The 22053-nt window shown below is 55.0% G+C and carries 16 protein-coding genes and 1 tRNA gene; 3 read left to right on the top strand and 14 right to left on the bottom strand.

Features of this window, described 5'->3' with window-relative positions; translation table 11 throughout:
• Positions 1–59: 59 nt before the first annotated feature.
• The 12 genes from SCARR_RS28510 to SCARR_RS22790 all read right to left on the bottom strand — a co-directional run bounded on the left by SCARR_RS28510 (position 60) and on the right by SCARR_RS22790 (position 18389).
• The gene (locus tag SCARR_RS28510) at positions 60–1307 is read right to left on the bottom strand and encodes a hypothetical protein (RefSeq protein WP_187356386.1); all 1248 of its coding nucleotides are present in this window, start codon (positions 1305–1307) and stop codon (positions 60–62) included.
• Between the two features lie 11 nt (positions 1308–1318).
• Entirely contained in the window at positions 1319–1600 is a 282-nt protein-coding gene (locus SCARR_RS22840) for a hypothetical protein (RefSeq protein ID WP_136064027.1), read from the bottom strand.
• Positions 1601–1716: 116 nt separating this feature from the next.
• Complete coding sequence (locus tag SCARR_RS22835; protein ID WP_136064025.1) at positions 1717–4122, bottom strand: TOTE conflict system archaeo-eukaryotic primase domain-containing protein; 2406 nt, start codon at positions 4120–4122, stop codon at positions 1717–1719.
• Positions 4123–4153: 31 nt separating this feature from the next.
• The gene (locus SCARR_RS22830; RefSeq protein WP_136064023.1) at positions 4154–4978 is read right to left on the bottom strand and encodes a PaaX family transcriptional regulator C-terminal domain-containing protein; all 825 of its coding nucleotides are present in this window, start codon (positions 4976–4978) and stop codon (positions 4154–4156) included.
• 556 nt (positions 4979–5534) lie between these two features.
• Positions 5535–7346 carry a UbiD family decarboxylase gene (locus SCARR_RS22825; protein ID WP_136064021.1) on the bottom strand — a complete coding sequence of 604 codons (1812 nt, stop codon included), beginning with the start codon at positions 7344–7346 and terminating at the stop codon, positions 5535–5537.
• 176 nt (positions 7347–7522) lie between these two features.
• On the bottom strand, positions 7523–8710 hold the full coding sequence (locus SCARR_RS22820; RefSeq protein WP_136064019.1) for a MalY/PatB family protein: 1188 nt from the start codon (positions 8708–8710) through the stop codon (positions 7523–7525).
• The gene (ovoA, locus tag SCARR_RS22815; protein ID WP_136064017.1) at positions 8695–10797 is read right to left on the bottom strand and encodes a 5-histidylcysteine sulfoxide synthase; all 2103 of its coding nucleotides are present in this window, start codon (positions 10795–10797) and stop codon (positions 8695–8697) included. The genes SCARR_RS22820 and ovoA overlap by 16 nt, the downstream gene beginning before the upstream one ends.
• Positions 10798–10884: 87 nt before the next feature.
• Positions 10885–11622, bottom strand: a complete 738-nt coding sequence (locus SCARR_RS22810) for a VC0807 family protein (RefSeq protein WP_136064015.1) — start codon at positions 11620–11622, stop codon at positions 10885–10887.
• 323 nt (positions 11623–11945) lie between these two features.
• Positions 11946–13898 carry a DEAD/DEAH box helicase gene (locus SCARR_RS22805; protein ID WP_136064013.1) on the bottom strand — a complete coding sequence of 651 codons (1953 nt, stop codon included), beginning with the start codon at positions 13896–13898 and terminating at the stop codon, positions 11946–11948.
• A 134-nt stretch (positions 13899–14032) separates the two neighbouring features.
• On the bottom strand, positions 14033–15229 hold the full coding sequence (locus tag SCARR_RS22800) for a cofactor-independent phosphoglycerate mutase (protein WP_136064011.1): 1197 nt from the start codon (positions 15227–15229) through the stop codon (positions 14033–14035).
• Positions 15230–16125: 896 nt separating this feature from the next.
• The gene (locus SCARR_RS22795; RefSeq protein WP_136064009.1) at positions 16126–17481 is read right to left on the bottom strand and encodes an ATP-binding protein; all 1356 of its coding nucleotides are present in this window, start codon (positions 17479–17481) and stop codon (positions 16126–16128) included.
• A gap of 284 nt (positions 17482–17765) precedes the next feature.
• On the bottom strand, positions 17766–18389 hold the full coding sequence (locus tag SCARR_RS22790) for a hypothetical protein (protein ID WP_136064008.1): 624 nt from the start codon (positions 18387–18389) through the stop codon (positions 17766–17768).
• Positions 18390–18918: 529 nt separating this feature from the next.
• Here SCARR_RS22790 and SCARR_RS22785 point away from each other — a divergent pair.
• Genes SCARR_RS22785 through SCARR_RS22775 form a run of 3 tightly spaced genes read left to right on the top strand, consistent with a single transcriptional unit; the run spans position 18919 to position 20240 of the window.
• Positions 18919–19527 carry a hypothetical protein gene (locus SCARR_RS22785; protein WP_136064006.1) on the top strand — a complete coding sequence of 203 codons (609 nt, stop codon included), beginning with the start codon at positions 18919–18921 and terminating at the stop codon, positions 19525–19527.
• 15 nt (positions 19528–19542) lie between these two features.
• Positions 19543–19917: a hypothetical protein gene (locus SCARR_RS22780; protein ID WP_136064003.1), complete on the top strand. Its 375-nt coding sequence runs from the start codon at positions 19543–19545 to the stop codon at positions 19915–19917.
• Between the two features lie 23 nt (positions 19918–19940).
• Positions 19941–20240, top strand: a complete 300-nt coding sequence (locus SCARR_RS22775) for a helix-turn-helix domain-containing protein (protein ID WP_136064001.1) — start codon at positions 19941–19943, stop codon at positions 20238–20240.
• A gap of 808 nt (positions 20241–21048) precedes the next feature.
• Here the strand turns inward: SCARR_RS22775 and SCARR_RS22770 are convergent.
• Both SCARR_RS22770 and SCARR_RS22765 read right to left on the bottom strand, forming a co-directional pair.
• A tRNA-Thr gene (locus SCARR_RS22770) sits at positions 21049–21124 on the bottom strand.
• Between the two features lie 82 nt (positions 21125–21206).
• The gene (locus tag SCARR_RS22765; protein ID WP_136063999.1) at positions 21207–22034 is read right to left on the bottom strand and encodes an AsmA family protein; all 828 of its coding nucleotides are present in this window, start codon (positions 22032–22034) and stop codon (positions 21207–21209) included.
• Positions 22035–22053 lie beyond the last annotated feature (19 nt).

Genomic DNA, 22053 nt, shown 5'->3' with positions numbered 1-22053 from the left:
GCATAGTAAATCCAAAGTGACGATCGTCAATCTGGATTTACCTCTTTCATTTGATCCCCCTACTGCTCCAGCACGTTCTGGATCTCGTCTTTCCACTTTTCAAAGCCGCCGGCCTCCTTGTAGCTGTGGAAAACCCGCCTGAAGCTTGGAGAAGCGTTCTGGTGGTATTCGTCCCTCCCGGCGGCGTGGATGAGGTCCAGCTGCGTTTCAACCCAGCCCAGCCAGCGCTTGAGTTCCTGCTTGTGGCTGACCAGATATTCGGGCGGCTTGCCAAAGCTCCAGAGATAGGTCGCATCGGTACCCTCGAAGGTCTCCCAGGCAAAGAAGCAATCGCTCTTTCCCGGCAGGAAACAGAGGAATGAAAAAGGGTCTTTCACAAGCCGAAGCCGAACGAGGTTGGAATGGTGCAGCCCGGCGAGATATTCAACGTGCGCGGAGTGTTTCGCATCCCTTGCCCGCAGGATGTCCACCAGAAAATCCGTATCCGACTCGCCAAAGCCAACCTCGTGAATACGCTCAAAAAAACGAGCCGCGGTTGTTACGCGCCTTTTTCCTCTTCGCCATTTTCTCAGTTCGCCTTTGACGTAGCGGAAGCGCACTTCGCCTATCATTCCCGGAGAAATCGAGGCGATGGCCGCCGATTCCGCCTCTACTGCTTCCACCTCGTCGCCCCGCCCTCGGACAGCAGCACGGATTTCGACCTCCCCGCTTCCGAGGCACTTAGCCAAATAGGGCTTGATGCAGTTGAGCTTTTCACTAACAAAACTATTCTCAATGGATGCTTCGAAGCGAACGAACCGTCCCGACAGCGACAGGCGTCCGCCCCACCCGACCGTGGCGCAACCCTCCTCAAAACGGATTCGATCCAAAGGAACCGTAAAGCAAACCGTCTCGTCGAAAGGCTCCGGTTTCGGAGGAGGCTTGGGCGGAACAAAAGGTCTGGGGCACGGTTTGGGCGGTGCTGGTTTTGGAATAGCGGGCTTTGGCTTTGCCAGCGCAAAATCAAGCACCTGGCCCTTGTCTACAAAAACCGACATCTTCCGAACAGTGGAAAGATCCACCGCCTGACTGCCAAAACCAGCAGCGGGCTTAAAGTCGCTCACATCACAGTCCAACACGCCATCCGAAAACCGCTGCACCCACAGCTTGATCCATGGAAAGCGGCGGAACGCAAACGACTCGATTTCCATCCCCCGGTCATCCGGATGGTCGAGAACCACCTTCTCCACCGGCAGAAAATCGCAGTCGCTGAAGAACAGCTTCTTCCCCTCAACCTTCAATATGAATTCCTGTCCTCTGTCAAACATGCCGTCCCCTCTTAAAAAGGAATGCCGCCATCGGCTTCATCGCAATTCAGGTCAAGCGCCGCATCCCGCCGTTGCTCCCACGCATGCAGCTCCTCCCACATTTCATTTTGCGCGAAAAATATCGGATCATCGATCTGGCTATAGTCGATCCCCGGCGGGCTGCGCAGCACCCGCTTTTGCTTCCCGTTGACAAAAATGGTTTCATACATCGCCTGCCGCCGCTTCTTCTCCCTTTTTTCTGCCGGAGTCAGCTTCCGTTTGCCCTTCTTCTTGGATTTCTCTTTCTTGCCCATAGCCATTGGCTCCCTGTTTTCTCCGTTGCCGCCCCGGCGGCAAGACCACCTAAACACAGCCACATGGTAAATCCAAAGTGACGATCGTCAATCTGGATTTACCATGATGTTTGAAATCACAGCAGCTCCGAGCCTGCCACGGGAAGCGAATAGCCAAGGGCTTCGTAACCTTTCAAACGCCTTTCAAACATACGCGCGAGAACGGGGTGGCCTTGATCGACATAGTCGAAAATACGCACCTCGCTTTTCGAGTCGTGCAGGCGATGGAGCCGGCCAGCGTATTGCGAGAGCACGCCCCGCCAAGAAACGGGCATGGCGAGGTAAAGCGTGTCAAGGCGGGGGTCGTCGAAGCCTTCGCCGAGATAGCGGCCGGTCGCCAGCACGGTGTGCGGAAAGTCTTTCCATTCGCTGAGTTTCGCGGTGATCTCCGCGAGCTTCTTCTTTCCAAGACCGCCTTTGAGAACCACCAGCCGCTCGATCTCCGGTTCGAGCATTTCGCGGAGGATTTCAAGATGGCGCGTCCGTTCGGTGAGGATCAGCGGGCTGCGCCCTTCTTCAAATGCCGCAACAACATCTTCGGCAATGCAAGCGTTCCGGGCGTCGGACTCCATTAACATCCGATAGATTTCCGTAATCGCCAAATCGCCCTCTTCGGGGAATGCAACATGCTCGCACGGACGGACAACCACCTTGTGGTCGAATGGGCGTTGCATGGCGTGCTTCTTGTCGTGCGCCCGGTAGCGGACGGCGCCACATTGCATGAATACGATCGGGTGGTGGCCATCGCGCCGAACCACCGTTGCCGAAAGGCCGGCAACATATTTTGCGGGACATGCCCGCAGGACATCCTCGAAGCTTTTCGCGGAAATATGATGGCACTCGTCGACAATCACGAATCCATATTCGGCAACGAGATCGTCAACCACGCCTCTCTTGTTTAGGCTCTGAATGACTGCCACATCGACAAGGCCGGATATTTTCCGTTTTCCCCCGCCGATCTGCCCAATGTCTTTTCGCTCCAACCCAAGAAAGACCGACAACCGCTCCACCCACTGCTCCATCAATTGCCGCCGATGCACCACAATGAACACATTGGTCTTTCGCTGCGCAACCAGCCATGCTGCCAACACGGTTTTTCCGAATGCCGTCGGCGCGGACAAAACGCCGATGTCGCGCTTCAGCAAGGCCTTTCCCGCCAGTAGCTGTTCGTCCCTCAACTCGCCGTAAAAAGAAATATCCAATGGCCGGCCTTCCATCCGCTGGTCGGAAATCCGCACTTCAATGAACAGCGATTCGAACAAGACTGCCAGTTCATCCATGCAGCCGCGTGGCAATCCAATATATTCCGGAAACTCCTCGGCACAAGCGATGATGCGCGGCTTGTTGAACACGGGTATGCGCATCGCTTGCGCCTTGTAGAACTCGGGATTACGAAACGCCGCCAACCGCAGGATTGCATTCCTGAGCGACGGTGAAAGCCCCTCCTTGGGAACATACACCTGATTGCCCAGCACGATGTCAACCGAGGCGGGATGCTTCCCGGAAATCTTCATGGAGCTGTTCCGCGATGGAGGCATTAGCCACGGCGTTCGATCCTCCTCGTCCGGTGCAGTTCGCACGCCGAGGATCAAATCATCCTGCTCCGCCGCCTTCACCCATTCGACAACCTTGGCGTTCTGGACTTTCCGAACATTGGATAGAAACTCCCACTGGTCGGGGAACGGCTCGAACGCCCGGTCGACAAACTCGCTGTTCCCGTCCGCCCGCGCCGCCTTCTGCAACGGCAGCGCAATGAGGTTTCCAAACCCGCCCGTCGGCATCCGATCCTGGTTCGGGAAAAAGCGATCATACGAATCAAAGCCCAGTTCCGGGCGGGCTTCCATCGCCTTGGTCAGGATGAACGAACCGAGCTTGCGGGCGAGGCCGGCAGGAACCGCTTCCTCGAAAAACAACCAGACATGCCCGCCGTTCCCTGACCGCGACCGCTCCAGATACGCAGCCACCTCAAGTTCGGCGCAAACGTCCAAAAAAGCTGAAGCGTCTTTTTTCCATTCGGCCTTGTCGAAATCAGCCGCCAGAAACGAGCAGGTTTCGTCCTGCATCAGCGGATAGATCCCCATCACAAACGGCTTGCCCTCTTCGTCCTTTCCAGAAAGGTGCTGGCGGACGACTTCGTCCGAAACCGGGACAAACTCGCGGTGTTCACACTTGGCGCACTTCACCTTTGGCTTGAAGCACACCCCCGTCCGCCATTCGTTTTTGCACACAGGCTGGTAGCCGCTCCGGTCGCTCTTCCGGCTCTCGAAGCGACGGGGAAACACATCGTCCCGCCCCGAAAACAGGTTGCGGAACAACTGGATCTTTTCCTCCGGCGAGAAACGGGAAACAACACGTCCAGACACTGGAATCTTTTCGCCAGATGCTTGCAGTTTCCCGATTTCCGCCACAAGTCCGCACCGCCGGCGGTCAAGTTCCGCCAGTTCCCTGTTCAGTTTTTCCAGTTGCTCTTCGCGTTCAGACATCGTTCGAATGGTAAATCCAAAGTGACGATCGTCACTTTGGATTTACCTCCATGAGTTTTGATCGGATTTGGTTGGTGAGTTTTTGGTGGAGTGCAAATGCCTCTTTTCCCTTGTAGTCGCAGGGCAGCAGCTGGCTTGGAAGCAAGGGATCGAGCACAAACGCGCTACGGAACGCATCGACTTCCTCCGCCGCCAGTCGCATCAGAGTATCCAGACTGGGCGAGACCAACCCATCGAGGATTTCAAGGTTCCCGGCGTAAACATCGCAGAACCTTTTCTGAATGTCGTAGAGTTGATCAAAGTCCCACGATTCCCAAACCACCTTTTCCGCCGGCATTCCCAGCACAGTACGTGCTTCGAACAGGCAGGCAAACACCTCCACGGCAGCGGCCTCTTCCAAGTCGGCATATTGCGGGCGGATGTCGTGCGGAGTGATCCAAACGCTTTTCTGAAAACAGCCCATGCGCTGCCTCCTCAGGAATTTCCGAAGCACATTGCGGTAGGGGCGATCGGCTTCAGGCACATCGTAGACCAGCAAATACCAGATGCCGTTCCACTTCGTGTTCCACCATTTGTCCGGGTGGAAATAGGCTTCCATCGACTCTTCCGCACCAGCAGTGAGTTCCAGCCAAGGCGTATCGAGTCCGCGCCGTTTAACCACAAGCCCCTGCTTGGATAACCGGCCAATGGCTTGATCGAGCGCTTTGCGGTTGGGATAAGTTCGGTTATGGAGAAACGCCCATGCCCCGTGAATGGCCACATCGCCCAGAACATCCAGCATTTCGAGCAGCTCCAAGCCAATGCGCCGCCGGACGACAGGAAGAGAGATGTCAGCATGATGAAAAGGCTCCCACATGAACCTGATGGTAAATCCAGCGTGACGATCGTCAATCTGGATTTACCATTTTCTTAATCCTTCATCAATCTGCCACAAGGGTACCAGAACGCTTATTTCATCATTTCTGCCCTACAATGCTGGGTGGGGGAGGTAGGCGCGATGCCGCTTTGAAGCAGAGGGGGCTTTGAGGAGGGATGCGGTTGCCTCTCCCGTTGGTCGTTGCTGTCGTTCCTTCAGCCTTTCGCTTCGCGTCGTCGCATCCGCACCTGAACGGGACCCCCCTGCCTGCGCAGGCGACGACGAAGCGTCGCGCTCCATGAAAAATGGACTGCTGATTCCAATCCGGTGTTCTCTGCGGATGAGACACCGGATTGGACGCAAAGCGAGGCTTGAGGAACGAAAGCAACCATTGAACCCAAACTTAGGCAAGCGCAATGAAACGGCAATCCGGCGCCACGGAACTGAGCCATCGTATTTCTTAAAATGCTTTAAACTAGTTGGAGGAAACCAAGGCGAATGCCAGCAGCGCTCCGTCTCATCCTAATCGATGCCGAGAACTTGACCCGTTCTGCTGTTAGGACGACACGGAGGTCGTCGCTCCACACTTTTCGAGCACACCGCCCTCGGCAAACATTTTGTCGACCTTGGCGGTGACGGCTGGATCTTCGATGAGCGGCGGGGCGTGGTGCGGCTTGAGGCGCGCATCGATGATAAGCGGGCCGGTGCAGCCCCAGTGCTTGAATTGGGTTTGCGCTCCGACGCCGTGAATGTCCCGCGCCGGATTGGAGCGGGTGAAGGTGACCCACAGGAAGTTGTTGAAGTCGGCGGCCAAAAATTCGGGGTCGTCGCACAACACCACCAGCGGGAAATCATCCACCGAAACCAGGCCTTCAAGATGCTTGGCGAATGATTCGAGCTCGAAGCTGGACGATAGGGCCAGAATTCCCGGGGCCACAACCGCACAGTCAATGTCCGGCTTTTTCGTTTCCAAGGTTCGAAAAGCTTCGCCGTTGCAGGCAAAGACCACCTTCGATCCGTGGTTCAGGCCGGAGCCGGAATAGTCGAGCGTGTCGATGCTGGTTTCGGTTTGGAAGTGCAGATCGCGCTCCCACTTGATCCGTTCGAGCATGTGCATGAAGTAGGCCGGGATATCGTGAATGTCGAGCTCGGGCGCGTCGGCCTCGTTGGCGATGAACACATATTTTGCGAGCGACAGCTGCCCCTTGCCTAGAATCGCATTGGCAATAGTGAGCAGCTCCGAGGGCCGGATGGTTTTGACGTAGGGCGTGTAGCGCTCCTGCCCGATGGCGAGCAGCAGCGGATGCACGCCGGCGGCGTCGACCGCATGCACGGCCTTGAGCCCGGGAATCTCGGTGGGGATGACGGCACCGGTCATATCGTGAATGACTTCGCCGAAGGTGGTGTCTTCCTGCGGCGGACGGCCCACGACGGTGAACGGCCAAATGGCATCCTTGCGGTGGAACACCTCTTCGACTTCCAAGCAGGGGAAAAGGTGGTCGAGGCTGTAGTAGCCCAAGTGGTCGCCGAACGGACCCTCGCGCTTGAGCTCGTCTTTGATGGTGCCGATGATGCAGAAGTCGGCGTCGGCGGAAACGGTCCAGCCCTTATAGTGTGCGTAGCGGAAGCGGCGGCCGGCGAGCAATCCGGCAAAGGCCACTTCGGGCATGCCCTCGGGCAGCGGCATGACGGCGGAAAAGCTCATGGCCGGCGGACCGCCGATAAAGATCGCTACGCGGAACGGCTTGCCGGCGTCCTGGTGCAGCTTTTGATGGACGCCGATCCCGCGGTGGATTTGGTAGTGCAGGCCGACTTCTCGATCGGGAACAAATTCATTGCCGCTCATTTGAATGCGATACATGCCGAGATTGCTCTTCAGCGGCTTGCCCGGATGGTCCGGATGCTCGCTGTAAACCTGCGGCAGCGTAATGAACGGACCGCCGTCGTCGGGCCAGCTGGTGATGGGCGGGAGGTCGCTAACCTTGGCGCGACACTCAAAGACCGGGGCGTTGCCCGTGGAAACCTTTTTAGGGAGCGCATGCAGCGCGGAGAAGCCGGCCTTGGCCGCCTTCGCCGGATTTTTGAGCAGCGCGAGCGGATCAGCCTTCGAGGCCACGAGCGTGGCGACCTGATCGTAGGTGTCCTGAAAAATCAACCGCGCGCGCTCGGGCGTTCCAAACAAATTGGATGCGCAAGGGAAGGCACAGCCCTTGACGTTTTCGAAGAGTAGCGCTGGGCCCTTGGCCCGATAGACGCGTCGCTGGATCTCGGCCATTTCAAGGTGCGGGTCGACTGCTGCGGCAAAGCGCAGCAGCTGCCCGCTTCGCTCCAGCGCCTCAACGCATTCTCTAGTGCTTTGATATCCCATAATCTTCCTCCAATCACTCTATCCCAAGCCAGCTCCGCAACAGAAGGAATATAGGCAGAATAATTGGGTGGCAGAATAATTTCAGTTCCCAGAGCAGGGAGAATTATTCTGCCACCCAATTATTCTGCCTAACCTTTGCGAGGACAGGCTGCCTGAAGAGCAAAAAATGTAAGTATCTAATGGGGTTTATTCTGAAACTCGGCGACAATCCGGTCCACCGCCGGCAGCAGCTTTGAACGGGGATGCGCGCAGTTGATGCGGAACCACCCTTCCCCGGCCGGGCCAAAGAAGGTGCCGCCGGAGAGCGCGACATCGGCGTTGTGAATCAACCGCTTGAACACCTCGGGCCACGCCCCGTGTTTCCGGAAATCGGACCAAACCAAAAAGGTGGCTTCCGGCGCCATCACATCAACGCCTTCCAAGGCCTGAAGCTTTTCGCAGACCAGCCGCGTGTTTTCGCCCAGATAGTCCACCAACTGCCGCTTATAGTCGGCCCCTTCGGGCGACAACGCCGCCGCCAACGCGACTTTGCCCAGCAAGTTGACGTCGCCCGCGTGTACCCGTTCGAGTCCGGCGCGGAAGCGCTTGCGCAGCGCGGCGTCGGGAATAATGGAGAAGGAGGCCTGCAGTCCGCTCGTATTGAAGGTCTTCCCGATCGAATGCGCAACAATGCAGTTCCCGCTGGCCTCGGCGATGTTGAGCATCGAGTTGTGGCGATGTGGCGGATAGACAATGTCGCAGTGGATTTCGTCGCTGAAAAGGATGACGCCGTTCGTCGCGCACAAGTGCGCGAGCTGCGCGAGTTCGGAAGGGCTCCAAACGCGACCGCCGGGATTGTGGGGGTTGCAAAGCATCAGCAGCTTAACGTCCGCTTGCGCCATGGTTTTTTCTAGGGCCGCGAAGTCGATCTCGAAACGGCCCTGCTCGATCCGCAGCGGGCAGTCGGCCACGTTGCGCCCGTTGGCCTGCGTGCAGGAAAAGAACGGGCCGTACACCGGCGACAGCACGATCACGGAATCGCCGGGCTCCGTCAGGGATTGAATGGCGATGGATATGCTGGTGACGACCGAAGACGAGAGCGAAATCCACTTGGGGTCCACGGTCGCTCCGTGCTGGTTTTTCATCCACCAGACGATCGCGTCGAAGACCGCATTGTATTGCTCGGTGTATCCAAACATGGGATGCGCCAGCCGTTCGCGCAAGTGGTCAACGAGAAAAGCCGGCGTCGGCAGATCCATATCCGCCACCCAGAACGGCTCCACTGCCGCGCTTCCGAAAAAGCGTTCGCGCGCTTCGTACTTTTCCGCAAAGGTTCCCTCGCGGGAAATGACGGCGTCAAAATCGTAGATTATTTTTTCTTCCATAGCGTCACTTCAGACAGCGTGTGCTGGTGTTTGTGGGCGGTTTCACGAATCACGAACGGCACCTTCACCGGTTCGCCCATAAGGGTGAAGCTTTCATCGAGCTCGGCGTGCAGGCCGTCGAGCGTGGTGACCGGCTCGCCGTCGCGCTTGAAGCCGCCGAGCCATTTTTCCTTTTTGGTGAATGTTTCAAGCCACGTGTAGGGCGAGGCAATCAGCAGCACCGCGCCCGGATTCATCCGCTTCGGCAGGTCGCGCAAAAAAAGTGCCGGATTATGCAACCGGTCAATGAGGTTGGCCGCCGCCACGAGGTCATAGCCGGCAAACTCCGGCTTCATGTTGGTGGCATCCTGCTGCATGAAATTAATGCGGCTGTAATCGCCGAGCAACCCCAGCTCTTCGAGCGTGCGCTCTTGGAACGTGGCCAGCTCGCCTTCTTCCTGCCGCGCATAGCGGATCCGGCCGGTGCTTTGCAACCGCGCACCCACCTGCACAAAACGGGCGGAAAAGTCCAGCGCGTCCACCTGTTCGAATGCGCCGGCAAGCTCGAACGCGGTCCGTCCGACGGAGCAGCCGATGTCGAGTGCACGGCGCTTGCTGCCGCCCTCCGCCGCATCGAGCGCCAGCTGCGCAATCGCTTTCGGAAAGTTGGGCACGCCGAAGCAGTCATCGCCAAAGTGGAACTCGCAATACTGCGCCACGAGTTCATCGGTTTCATAGATGTCGAACTCCTTGCGCACCGGCTTTTCGGAAACAACGTAGCGGAAACCGGCGTGCTGGTAGAAGTGGCGACGGAAGGCATAGCGGCTGTGCAGCGCAATTTCGTTGCCGGTCGAGATCCACGAACCGCCCTTGATTAAATTATGCCGGTTGTCGAAGGTGGGCACCGAAAAGTCGTCGTAGAGCGGATGCACTTCAAAGCCGTCGAACGCATAGATGGGTGTTTCATTCCACTGCCACACGTTTCCGACGAGATCGAAGAACGCGCCGTGGGCAAATTGATCCACCGGAACAGACGAGGCGCAGCATTCAAGGTTCCAATTGGCAGCGATGGGCGACTCGTGGTGCTCCACCTCCAAACCGGAAACCGCCAGCAGCCGGCGGTATTCCGCTTCGTCGGGCAAGCGGACGCATTGACCGGTCTGCTTGCTCTTCCAATTGCAGAAAGCCTTCGCCTCCAGATAGCACACCTCCGCGGGCCAGTTGGGCGGAAGCGGGATCTCGCCGGTCATCAACCGAAGGCGGTAGGCGCCGGGTTCGCCGCGCCAGAATTCGGGCATCGACGCTTGGTGATAGCTGCGCCAGGCCAGCCCCTCTTCGTCCCACCCTTGATCGTCGGCATAGCCGCCGTCTTCCACAAACACGAGATACTCGGCATTGGAAACCAAAAACTTGGAGGAGGAAAAAGCCGGAACCTCAAAGTCGGCCCGGCCGTATTCGTTGTCCCAACCGTACAGCCGATGATCCTTCTCCTTGCCCAGCCGCACGGTGCCGCCTTCAACATCGACCAGCTCGTTCTGCGGCGCGGCGCCGGTTTCCGTGCAGGGCGAAAACAGCGCGTTCGGCTTCACCGACTCCAACGGCAGCTGCCGGATCAGCACGGAGCTCGTTTCCAGATGAATGCGCTCGTGCTCGATGCCCATCATTACGAGCCACATGACGCTGTCCTGGGTGATGGGCATGGTGAACGACGCGGAATCAATCACTGCGTTGACGGCGGCGCAGACCTTTTTACGGTATTGCCGCGTTTCGTCCACCGTCGGCCAGTCATAGTGGGCGTCGTTGAGGTCGTCCCAACTCATCTCATCAACCCCGATGGCAAAGATTGATTCGAATCGGGGATCGATCCGCGCGTCCAGCTGCTTGGCCAGCACCAGCTTGTTCACAAAGAAGACCGCCGTGTGGCCGAAGTAAAAGATTAAAGGATGGCGCAGAGGCTGCGGGCGCTCGTAGAAAACCTCATCCGACGCCAGCGTTTCGAACAGATGCTCGTACAGCGACCAAGTGGTATTGAAATATGCCCTGACTTCCGCGCGCTTTTCTTCTATCCCGCCCGTGGCCAAATCGATATTGCGTGTAATGAAGTCCATTCCGTCTCCTCGGTAAAAACCTTGAACACGCATGGTACAGAGCCGCGCGATTTAATTTCAAACAGTAAAAGGCAAAGATCCCGTCCGCTAGTCCGCCTGCGGAGCGGCCTTGGCCGCTTCTTTTTCCCGGTGATGGGCAGCGAGCAGGTCGTCGAGCTTGAGGCCGGTGAGCTCGGTCAAAACGTTGAAGAGCTTGTTGAGCACCCAGAACATGACAATCATGCAGGGCACGAGCACGACGACGTGGCTTAGGCCGGTCATTTTGCCCAGCTCGGCGGTATAGGCCTCGGAGCCCGGCTCGCTCTTGAGCACAATCTTAGCGAGCGTGTAGCTGAGGCCGGCAGAGAGGAACATCGACGAGGCAAAGCCCCAGGTCAGGCCAACGAGGCGTTTCTCGAACACCGCTTCGTTCCCCTTTTCCTTCAACGCTAGCTTGAGCCGCTCGACATCGAACAACGATTCGGTCATGAGGATTTTCTTGATGAGTGGAAACGGCGTCTTGAGCGAAACAATGATTACGATCCCCATGATCAGCGGAATGGCCGCCTCTTTGATGGCGATGTATTCCGGCGGCAGCTTGAGAATGCCGAACACGCCGGTCAGCGTGACGCTGACGATGCCGATGACCGACATAAAGTCGGTCTTGCGGTCCTTGATCAGCCTGTACAAGCCATAGCTGATCGGGAAGGCCAGCCCCACAACAAGCGCCCAGACCGGACCGAGATATTTATCCTTGCTCAGAAAACTGAGGATCGCCACGGGAATAACGACGTTGATCAATATGCTCGTAAACGGGTTTTGCTGCTTGGCTTTGGCTTCGCTCATACATCCTCCAGAAAAGCGCGCATTCTACGCTTCGTTTGCTTTTAAACAACGGAAATGCCATCTTTAAAGCATGGAAGCGCAGCAAATACCTATCCGCTGGGGCATGGAATATCCAAGGGAGTGACCGGGCATTTCGGCTCGCAGAGCCGACTCTACAACAAAGCTTCGATGTAGTGTTGGCTCTACGAGCCAATCCAAATTCAGAGGGAGGACGCGAAGGGGAATCCTTTTTCTTTGTGTAGTTTGCGGCCTTGGTGTTGATGAAGCAGGCACGAAAAAACCCCGCACGAGGGCGGGGTTTCGGGTATGGCTTTTCTTATCGGCTAGCGGTGCGGGCGGCTTCCGCCGCTTCTGCGCTGGCCGCCGCTGTTGCCCCCTTGGGGCCGGCGTCCGCCGCCGTGGCGGCTTGCTCCTCCCTCGGGGCGCGGGCGGCGCTTGCGCGGCGGCGCCGGCGGGAGCTCTTCGAGCAGCTCTTCCGGCGGCATCGTGCATTTCAGCTCCATGCCCAGCAGTTCCTCGATCGCAGGCAGCTCGAACGATTCCATTTCGCAGGCGAAGGTGATCGACTTGCCGAGCGATCCGGCACGGCCGGTACGGCCGATACGGTGAACGTAGTCGTCCGGATTTTCCGGAATATTAAAGTTCACCACGTGGCTGACGCCGGCAACGTGGATGCCGCGTCCGGCCACATCGGTGGCCACCAAAACCTTGACCTTGCCCGATTTGAAGTCCTCCAGAATGCGCATGCGCTTCTTCTGCGTAACCGCACCGGAAAGCATTTCGCATTTAATGCTGTAGCGTTCCAGCTCATCGGTCAAACGTTCTGTTTGGTCGCGCCGGTTGGCAAAAATAATGATCCGGTCCGGATTATCATTCTTGATGATGTTGTAGAGCAGCGGGAACTTTTCCTTATCGGTCACGATGAAGACCTTCTGGTCCACGGTATCCACGGCGACCTGGTCCGGCTCGATGTCGATGCGCTCGGGATCAACCATCCAGTCCGCCGCCAGTTTCATAACGTCATCCGAAAGGGTGGCGCTGAAGAGCACGGTCTGGCGCTTTTCCTTTTGAGGCGTCTTGTAGATGATGCGGCGCACATCGGGGATGAAGCCCATGTCGAGCATGCGGTCGGCTTCGTCGATCACCATGATTTCGGTGGCGTTCAGCTTCACGACGCTCTTGCTGGCAAAATCAAGCAGCCGTCCTGGCGTCGCCACGACGATGTCGATCTGGTTGTCTTCCAACTCACGCTGCTGCTTGTTGTAGTCCATGCCGCCATAGAGCACGACCGTGTGCAGCCCGGTAAACTGGTTCAGCCCCTCGGAATCGCTGGCAATCTGCATGGCTAGCTCGCGGGTCGGCGCAATAATCAACGCACGCGGGCAACCGGTGCCTTGCTTTTCCAACGGATTGTTAAGGCAGTGGTTGATGATCGAAATCAAAAACGCAGCGGTTTTGCCGGTACCCGTCTGGGCGCGGCCGGCCATATCCCTGCCCTTGAGCGTGCCGGGCAGGATTTCCCCCTGAATCGGCGTGGCATACTGCCAGCCCAGCGCATGGATACCGCGCATCAGACGCGGGTGCAGCCCCAGATCGTGAAAACGGATCTTGCCTTCTTCAGGCTCAATAGTGAACTCAGCAGCATCCCAAGGGGTCTCTTCCGCCCGAGCCTTCGGCTCCTGCTTCGGAAGCGGTTTGAACTGGTTTTCCTCACGCGGTTCACGCTCGCGTTGCGGGCGCGGTTTGCGCTCGCCTTCCGAGCGGGGCTTGCGCTCGCCTTCCGGACGCGGCTTGCGGCTTCTATCCCGCGGAGGCTTCCCGGAAACCTGATCCTTCCTGCGCTGACGCAACCGTTTTTCATAGGCCACGCGGCGGTCTTCTTCCTCCGGACGGAATTCCTTCATCCGCTCCTGCTCTTCGGCCGTCAGGACGAAAGGCTCATCGACCGTCTTTTTCGGGCGCGGCAGGCTGTTTTTACGGCCTTCGCTCGTCCGGCCGTCGCTTTTCCGGCCATCGCTTTTCCGGCCGTCGCTTTTTCGGCCGTCGCTTTTCCGGCCTTTTCTTTTCGGGCCCTCGTCATTTTCCTGCTGCCTGCTGCTGCCCGGGGGCTTGCGGCGCGGCGGCTGCGGACGGGGTTTCGATTTATCCCCCGGACGCCACTCTTCCTGTCCGGGCGTGGTGTTCTTGGGCGTGGTCTTCTGTTGCTTCGGTGCTTCTTTTGGCTTCGGCTCGTCCTTTTTGCCGAAAACGGAAGCGATCTTTTTGATTAGGCTCAATTTCTAGTCCTTTCGCATCCGAAAGGGCTGGAAGAATGGATGGCTGGATTCGTCTTTGTTCTATAAAATCGGGTGTTTCAGTGCCTCCATAAGGCAGTTCTAAAATTCCAGTGGTCCAAAAATCCATTCTTCCATCATCGTTCGGATGATGCGTTTAGTATTTGTTGTATCCAGTCGCAGGCCATGCCTTGTGCATTTCCGGCGTTGACGTCTTCGTCGAACGCAGCCTGCGCTTCTATCTCTCCCACCGGCCCTTTCATGACAGCCATGGGAACGGGCTCGGAGGTGTGCCCCTTGAGGGCCACCGGCGTACGGTGATCTGTGCACAGCATCAACGTGTATTCCTCGCCGCGCTCTTCCAACCATTGGAGAACCGGCGCGCATACCTTGGCATCGAACTCTTCGATCGCCTGCGTTTTTTTCTGTGCGTCACCCATGTGCCCGCATTCATCCGGCGCTTCGATATGGATGAAGACAAAATCTTCGCGCTCCAATATCTCCAAGCCGGCATCTACTTTGCCCTGGTAGTTCGTATCCAGGAAGCCGGTCGCACCGACAACGTCGGGTGCTTCCAAACCGGCCAGTTTGGCAATCCCTTTCAACAGATCGACCGCAGAGATCACTCCGCCGCCCAGACCATAGAGGGACGTGTATGTTTCCAGCTGCATGGCATTTCCTTGCCCCCACAGCCAGATTTGCGTTGCGGGCTTTTTCCCTTCCGCAATTCGCTTTTGGTTCACCGGATGATTCGCGAAAACGTCCTTCGATAATTCCATCAGTTCGCGTATCTCATCCTGCCGATCTCCTGCTGGAAGGTATCCGCCCACCGGCTTGTCCGAGATCTCATGCGGCGGCAAGCATTCGCACGCCGCCGGCCCGCCATCCCAAATCAGCAGATGGCGGTATTGTACGCCGGGGTAGAAGGTCAGCCCTTCGCGGCCCAGCTTTTCCTGAAGCGAGCGCACCAGCGCCTGCCCCTCTTCCGTGGTAATGTGCCCGGCGGAATAATCATCCATCACCCCGTCGACCACCGTCACCAGATTGCAGCGAAACGCCACATCCTGCGGGGTCATCGGGATTTCCGCGCCAGCGGCCTCGATCGGTGCGCGACCGGTATAGTTCAATGCCGCGTCATATCCAAGCAAGGCCAAGTTGGCCACATCGCTTCCGGGAGGCATGCCCTCCGGAACCGTCTGCACCATGCGCACTTCCCCCGCCGCCGCGATTTTCCGAATCGTCGGAATCTTCGCCGCCTGCAGGGGCGTCTTGTCGCCCAGCGCCGCAACTGGATAGTCGCCCATCCCGTCGCCAACTAATACCACGTATTTCATTTCGAGTCCAAATTTCTGATTAATGCGCGCGAATGTCTCTGATAAACGCCCTAAAGGCAATTCTATACCGAACCTAATTAGCCCCCGAGCTGCCTCAAATTAAATGCCACCGAAACATCCGCGTGATTGTTTACCCGCGTTCAAAAACATGCACTCCGTTTACCTCTTCTTAAAATGGATATGACGGCCAAAGCTGAACTGACGGCCAACGGATTACAAACCCAAACAACTAATTACGTTAATCATTATCTGTCAATATATTATAGGATTTTACTAATGTGCTTTTACAGATAGATCCATAAAGAGACAAAGAAGGCCGCAGCAAAAAGCGTAACAAATAAAACTCCTAATGGAATTCGGGGGTGCTCTAAATCCGTCACTAAACGCCCACCACCATACCTGCTCTAACTGCCGTTGCTTGATTGCGATCCTAAACTTGCTTGGTGCGATAGGATTCGACTTCCCCGTTTTCAATGAATTCGCGCGGGGTGTCAATCATGTAGTTGATGCCGCCGAAGGCTTCGGTGAGCTGCATGACGAGTGCGCCGTCCTGCGCCAGCTCCCGCAAGGAAATCTAGAGTCGGGGCGACAAGATTCGACCTTGTGCAACTTCTACACCCCGATTGCTGTGTGGTGCAATATTCAGTTCTTCACGTAGTATGCTAATGCGGCTGCGCAGCAGAAGAATTGGACAGGATGATTAAATGACAGGATGATTTCCGGTGCGGACGGTTTGTTGCAGGACGATTAAGGGCAGGACGATTAAATGGCAACATGATTCATTCCAGCAGGCACAAAAAATTATCCTGTCATTTAATCATCCTGTCCTCAAATCACGTACGCAAAGGATGGTTCGCTAAGGAACGCAAAATGGATAGAAGTGAGAATGGAAGGAACTAAAGCAATGGCAATGCTTCCACAGCATAGAGAGGAAGTGACATCAGTTCGAACCTAACATCCTCTACCGAGTCCCCGGATCGCGTCTTGACGTCAACCATCATTTTTGACGGGCGGTTTAAATCAAAGCGAATGGCCTGAGCATTCCCTTTCTCCAACACAAACTGCTGAAGCGACTTCAGCGATCCGCTGGCCCCAGCCTTCACTTCTATGGGAAGAATCTGCATTCCCTGCGAGATAACATAGTCAACCTCGGCATTGTTGGCTCGCCCTTCCCTCAACCAGTAATTTAGCTGCGGTTTCCCTCGATCCAAATAGGCCAAATGCTGTCCCACAAACTGTTCCGCCAACGGGCCTTCATTCACCAGCACCTGCGCAGTCGCCTCTGATATATCATTCCACCGTCCGCCGCACAGGTAATTGACAATGCCGACATCCATGAAAATAAGCTTGTAGACATCGTCCGATGCCTCGGCCGCGAGCGGAATCCCCGAACAATGGGAGGCGTTCACCTTCTGACAAACCTGCGCCCGGCTCAATAACTCCACCCCTGCTTTAATTTCACGCGAGCGTTCTTCTCTGGAAAGATTCACGTATTTAATCTTTCTTCCGATATTGCGCGGGATCTGCCCAAAGATGCGCTGGAGCCGAACCAGCTCCGCATGTTGGGCATATTTAGAGAAATCGTCTTGATAGGTTTCCACAATGGATCGCTGTACCTCCTGCACCTCGGACAAGGATCCGGATTCCTGAAACTCCAGAACCGCCTCGGGCATTCCTCCGACAAACAGGTATTCCCTCAATCGAGAAAGAAGCCGCTGATGCGCGGTTTCCGGAATTTCTTCAAACCGTCCGGCCGCTTCCTTCCATGAATTCAAGTCCGGCTCCAGACAGGCAATGAACTCACTAAAGCTAACCGGGCTGATATGATGGTATTCCACGCGCCCGACCGGCATTGAAAAAGAATGTTTCGCCAGCGTGAACTCCAGCAGTGAACCCGCTGCAATGACCGGCAGCTCAGGCAGCTCTTCGTAAAAATAGCGCAACGCCGCGAGCGCATGGGGCGTCGCCTGAACTTCGTCGAGGAAAAGTAGGCTGCCGCTTTCGAGTATATTCCGCCCCAGCAATCCTTCCAGCTCCAGTACAATCCGTTTAACATCCAGACTCTTGAAAACATCATCCAGAAGCAGATGTTTCTCTAGGTTGATTTCATTCAGCACCAGCCCGTGATGTTCTGCAAATTGTCGAACAAGCGTCGATTTGCCCACCTGCCGAGCACCCCGCAACACTAGCGGTTTGCGACGCGTTTTATCGAACCAATGCTTTAGATATTGCTCTGATCGTCTCTTTATCATGCCATTACATACCCTTCTTTTAACCAATATATGTACCAAACTGATATATATATCAAGATGGAAAGGTTAAAATAATGAATGGGGAATCTGCCGGAGCATCAGCTTCCACTGACAGGAAACGCCACTGACGGAACCCGAACCCAATAATACAACGTAGCGTGTTTTTATTATTTATTTCACCACCCTTTCGAGGGGGTTACCTCTAATTTTTCGATATGCATCTATGCCTAAACCTGACGGGAGTATTTATTTACTCCCGTTTTTAGTTTAAAAAACCGTCAGATCTAGCGGTGACGGAGATTAGATGCACTGATGTTACCCGTCCCGGGGGCCCCATATTTTATGATCTGCTTTTTCAGGCTAAACGGGTTGGAAACATTTTCATACATCATCCAGACAAACTGACTTAAATAGAAGTCGTCAGTTTTATGAGCATACAATTCATCCCCAAATACATCCTTCAGGGTCTTCATCAAAAATATGTTCTTTGCATACCATCCAGGGATCTCTGACTCGGGAGGTAAAGAAATAATCTTCTGACCCGATAACCAGTAAAAGACCTGATCAAATTTAGCCGGATCAACCGTGGTTGAGACCTCCAATGTGCATGCTGCCGCCACACGATTGACCAACAATCGATTTTTTCTCGCACCAAATTTTTCAGCGGTTTTGTTCCACCCCTGCTCAAAGGCTTTAAAACTTTCCAGCGAAGGTTCCATGACAAACAGACGGAGAGACTTCATGAAGTCTTCATCTTTCGTATATTTCCCGAAATTATCATGGCTAAGAGTCGACTGACCGCGCGCAGCAATTCCATTGTTATCATTGAACAAGAGACGACGAAGGAATTTCTCATCATCGGCATTGGAGACATCCAACTGATAGCCGGTATTTAAACGTTTCCCCATTACACAGACTTCCGTATAGAAAGACCTATACTCTTCATGCCAGCCTTCAAGATCATGTTTCCGGTTCCCCGGAAAGTGCGCATGGCATCGGCCAAGGAAGTTGCAGCCATATTGAACTGCCACGTAGCCACGGTTCGACTGTACGGCCACCGAGGTTATATCACACCGCATTATTTAAGCGCTCGGAAGGTGGCATATGATCTTGATGAGGTCGAAGCCTACTTACGAGAGGGGTTGGCCAAGATAAAATAAATACAGGCTACTCCAATCGCCATGTTCTTGCTTTACATCATCAAGCCTCTGGAGGTATGTCTAAATCAGACATCTGAGTATTTTTGCGTGTAGACGCAGTTAGTTTCGTCCCAAAACCGCCAAAGTTAGAAACTAGGAAACAACTCGTTGAGGCAGCCCTGCCATGGGCGGCTTCTTCGTGTTTCCTAGTGGGCGCTTGGCGGTGCCTGGGACGGGGCATGTTGGGGTCGCCCTCTTTCTTGGCCGACTCCTCAGTGATCTGTGAAGGAGAATCATTATGTCCGAAGTTTTTGAACCAGGTACCGGGGTACAGCTAAAAGAGCACAGTCCCATTATGGTGTTCAGCGGCATTGAGGACGAAAACGGCCATCTCCAGTGTTTGTGGCATAACGATTCTGGCCATCTCCAAGAATACTATTTCCACCCAGAAATCTTAATTGACATGCTCAAGACAGAAACCTTTAGCAACGGTATGTTGGTGGAAATAGGGTCAGTTGTTTCGTTGGGCGTGGATCATTGGGCGCCCGGAAAGCCCGAGGTCGAGATGCTTGTGACCGGCCTCAATGGAGGGTCAGCAATATGCCTTTGGTTTATTGATCAAAGATGCGTCATTAAGGAAATACCCCTTGCTTCATTGGTGGTTCCAAGACAAGTAAAGTATGGAGCTGAGGAGAAGCCGGAAATCGGAAGCAATATCACTCTTCCTATTTCAAGCGCCCCATCGATGACATTGGCTTCCATCGATGAAGAGAAAGGTGATTGTCTTTGGTTCTTAGACTCTAAAGACCTCGTACGGGGGGTGTTTCCCGTCTCTCTTCTATTACCTGTTCTAGAGCCAAGCCCGCATATAGACCTTACTGAATATGAAGATGGTATCCCTTTTTGACGGAAGGAGCATGCAGTGAGAAGTTTAAAAATTGGTGATATGGTTGCACTAAAACGCGATCACCAAGACATGATAGTGAACCGCATTGACCCCAAAGCGGGGCTCCATGAATGCATTTGGTTTAAAGGTGATGGAAGTATTATGGCTTCTGATTTCCCTCTGGAAGCATTGGAGCTTTCAGAGGCACGGATTAATCGTTTCTTAAACAGAAATCCTCATCTGAAGCGATACAACCTGCTTATGGGGCCATTCATTCCTGACGCATGGGATGAAACCGACTATGAAAAAGGTCATAATAAACCCAATGAGTTCAGCAAATCACGAAATCCTTACCACGATGAAAACGCTGACCTTGATCAACAGAGCCAGGAGTTCTGGGATTGGTTTTGATATCTAAAAATGGAGGTGGCGCCATGCAGCGACAAACCAAACATCTGATCGAAATCGCGATGAAAGCGGACCACTCAGTATCCGGCATTCATTTCGCCAAAGTCATGGAAGCGGTCAATGACGACCAGACCCTTCCCGAAAAGTTATGCTTCACCCAAAAGGAAGTCGCCTACGCCCTGAGCATGTCCAGACAGACAGTCCGAACCTTGGTTCAAAAAAGGATTCTAAATCCGGTGGATATCTCCGGAGAAGGCCTGTGGCGTTATCCGAAAAAGCAGATTGAAGACCGTCTGAAACAACATGGTGAACCGGCGTCTGATTAAACCGAAACGTTTATCCGTTCACATACCGCTGATGCAGTCCTTGATCTGCCAACAATAGAAGGCCTTCGGATTTCCTTTACTTCTTGAGTCAGCCTCAAGATCTTGCGTTGACGCAAGAACCAACACCCACTTAGTGCTTGACGCTTTCGCGGGTGCGCGTTGTATACTAGCTACGAAGTTAGTAAATAAGTGACACTTTCAGATAGAGTTAGCACCTACCTATTATCCCCCGTCTATACATCTTCTCTTATACCTACGGTCAGAGTTAATACGTTTCGATACAGGGATAAGAGTAATGAGTCTGACATGTAGTCCTGAAACGAATCCCTATCTACACTCCTTGAGTTAAACTCTGGAGACTCCTGTGAGATTGAAGCGACACACTAAAGCAGGCTGTTGATCCGACGTGACTATACGTTCATCGTCCGAGGTTCGGCCGTAACGACATCGTACTTATCAAGCCCGGGCATTCCGTTGAGATGGTCTACCTCCACGGGGGGCGCCGAAGCATAACCGAAGTGATCGATCATCCCGTATGCCTGAGAGTCGCGAAACTAGCCTTAGAGCGAAAAAGTCATCCGACCGAGGCTTGGGTTCACCTAATGAAACGGAACGCCGAGCTGGGCCACTGACAGCGACATCGACCACGCCCTCCTGAAACCCAAAACTTTACCTCTGGAATTTGTACTCCATTTGTATTCCATTTTTGCGGCGTACAGTAGGAATGTTGGCGTACAGACAGCGACACTGGGCTACATGGACTTTTCCATATTAGCACTGAAAACATTGGGTTTTATTAGGAAAAAGGTGGAGCCAATGATCCGATTCGAACGGACGACCTGCTCATTACGAATGAGCTGCTCTACCAGCTGAGCTACATTGGCGCGTGAAAAGAAGTGATGTGTTTACGAAAATGCGCGGAGCGGGTCAATCTGCATTTACGGTATTTTTGCGGCGGACAGCCGCTTATTGAACCTGCGTGAGCTGATTGAGGTGGAGATTCAGATCCTGCCAGAGGGTTTGGCTGGCGAATTCATCGTACTCGCCATTGCTGTCGGCCATGTCGAGCACGGTGACGACGCCGGAGCCTTCGATGCGGAAGACTTCGAGCCGGAAATCGCGCAACGCCCGACCGGAGGCAAGCTTGACGTGGCCGCATTGGGCGATGGTCTGGATAACCTTGCGCTTGATGAACGTTCCGGACTTCACCTTGAGGTCGGCCTCGGTGATATAGGCGATTTCACGCCCGTTTTCGTCGCGCCAAACCACCTTGGCGCGGTCGAGCTGGAGCAGCGTTTTGGCGTTGATGGCGTAGGGCGGGAATTTGGGCAGCGACTCGTCTTCGCCCATCTCCGCGGGGTTCAGGCCCAGTACGGCGCCGAGGCGGCTGCCGACTCCGTGCAGCACCAGCGGTTCCCAGTGTCCACTGGCAGGAACCCGCTTGAATTGGATTTCCAGCCCTTGAATGCGCAACTGCTTGATGAAGGGCTTGTCTTTGGAAAGAAAGGAAAACCAGTTAAACGACATTTTTACCTCGGGCATGGAGACGCCTTGGAAGGCAAGCCCCTGCAGCCGCAGCCCGAGGAGCGGCGTCGCCTCGCATTTTTCCAAGGCGATGGGCTGGCCGGTTCCGTTGGATAGCTTGTCGGCGACGGCAGAGCGCGCACCCTCGGTGCGGGAGATGACGTGCACGCCGATGTAGAGGATCAGGAATATAATCAGCGCACTCGCCAGATTGCGTTTCCACCGCCCGATGAGGGAGCCCTTTTTTGCAGCTGTATTTTTTCGGCTCATGCTTTTCTGCTCCTCCCTG

It is taken from the genome of Pontiella sulfatireligans, from assembly GCF_900890705.1.
Taxonomy (GTDB): Bacteria; Verrucomicrobiota; Kiritimatiellia; order Kiritimatiellales; family Pontiellaceae; genus Pontiella; species Pontiella sulfatireligans.
The sequence above is the reverse complement of the archived record's forward strand: the minus strand, read 5'-3'. Positions and strand labels throughout refer to the sequence as shown.

Excerpts from the sequence above, each read along its gene's own strand:
- SCARR_RS28510 (WP_187356386.1), bottom strand. The coding sequence starts at position 1,307 with ATGTTTGACAGAGGACAGGAATTCATATTGAAGGTTGAGGGGAAGAAG.
- SCARR_RS22840 (WP_136064027.1), bottom strand. The coding sequence starts at position 1,600 with ATGGGCAAGAAAGAGAAATCCAAGAAGAAGGGCAAACGGAAGCTGACT.
- SCARR_RS22835 (WP_136064025.1), bottom strand. The coding sequence starts at position 4,122 with ATGTCTGAACGCGAAGAGCAACTGGAAAAACTGAACAGGGAACTGGCG.
- SCARR_RS22830 (WP_136064023.1), bottom strand. The coding sequence starts at position 4,978 with ATGTGGGAGCCTTTTCATCATGCTGACATCTCTCTTCCTGTCGTCCGG.
- SCARR_RS22825 (WP_136064021.1), bottom strand. The coding sequence starts at position 7,346 with ATGGGATATCAAAGCACTAGAGAATGCGTTGAGGCGCTGGAGCGAAGC.
- SCARR_RS22820 (WP_136064019.1), bottom strand. The coding sequence starts at position 8,710 with ATGGAAGAAAAAATAATCTACGATTTTGACGCCGTCATTTCCCGCGAG.
- ovoA (WP_136064017.1), bottom strand. The coding sequence starts at position 10,797 with ATGGACTTCATTACACGCAATATCGATTTGGCCACGGGCGGGATAGAA.
- SCARR_RS22810 (WP_136064015.1), bottom strand. The coding sequence starts at position 11,622 with ATGAGCGAAGCCAAAGCCAAGCAGCAAAACCCGTTTACGAGCATATTG.
- SCARR_RS22800 (WP_136064011.1), bottom strand. The coding sequence starts at position 15,229 with ATGAAATACGTGGTATTAGTTGGCGACGGGATGGGCGACTATCCAGTT.
- SCARR_RS22795 (WP_136064009.1), bottom strand. The coding sequence starts at position 17,481 with ATGATAAAGAGACGATCAGAGCAATATCTAAAGCATTGGTTCGATAAA.
- SCARR_RS22790 (WP_136064008.1), bottom strand. The coding sequence starts at position 18,389 with ATGGGGAAACGTTTAAATACCGGCTATCAGTTGGATGTCTCCAATGCC.
- SCARR_RS22785 (WP_136064006.1), top strand. The coding sequence starts at position 18,919 with ATGTCCGAAGTTTTTGAACCAGGTACCGGGGTACAGCTAAAAGAGCAC.
- SCARR_RS22775 (WP_136064001.1), top strand. The coding sequence starts at position 19,941 with ATGCAGCGACAAACCAAACATCTGATCGAAATCGCGATGAAAGCGGAC.
- SCARR_RS22765 (WP_136063999.1), bottom strand. The coding sequence starts at position 22,034 with ATGAGCCGAAAAAATACAGCTGCAAAAAAGGGCTCCCTCATCGGGCGG.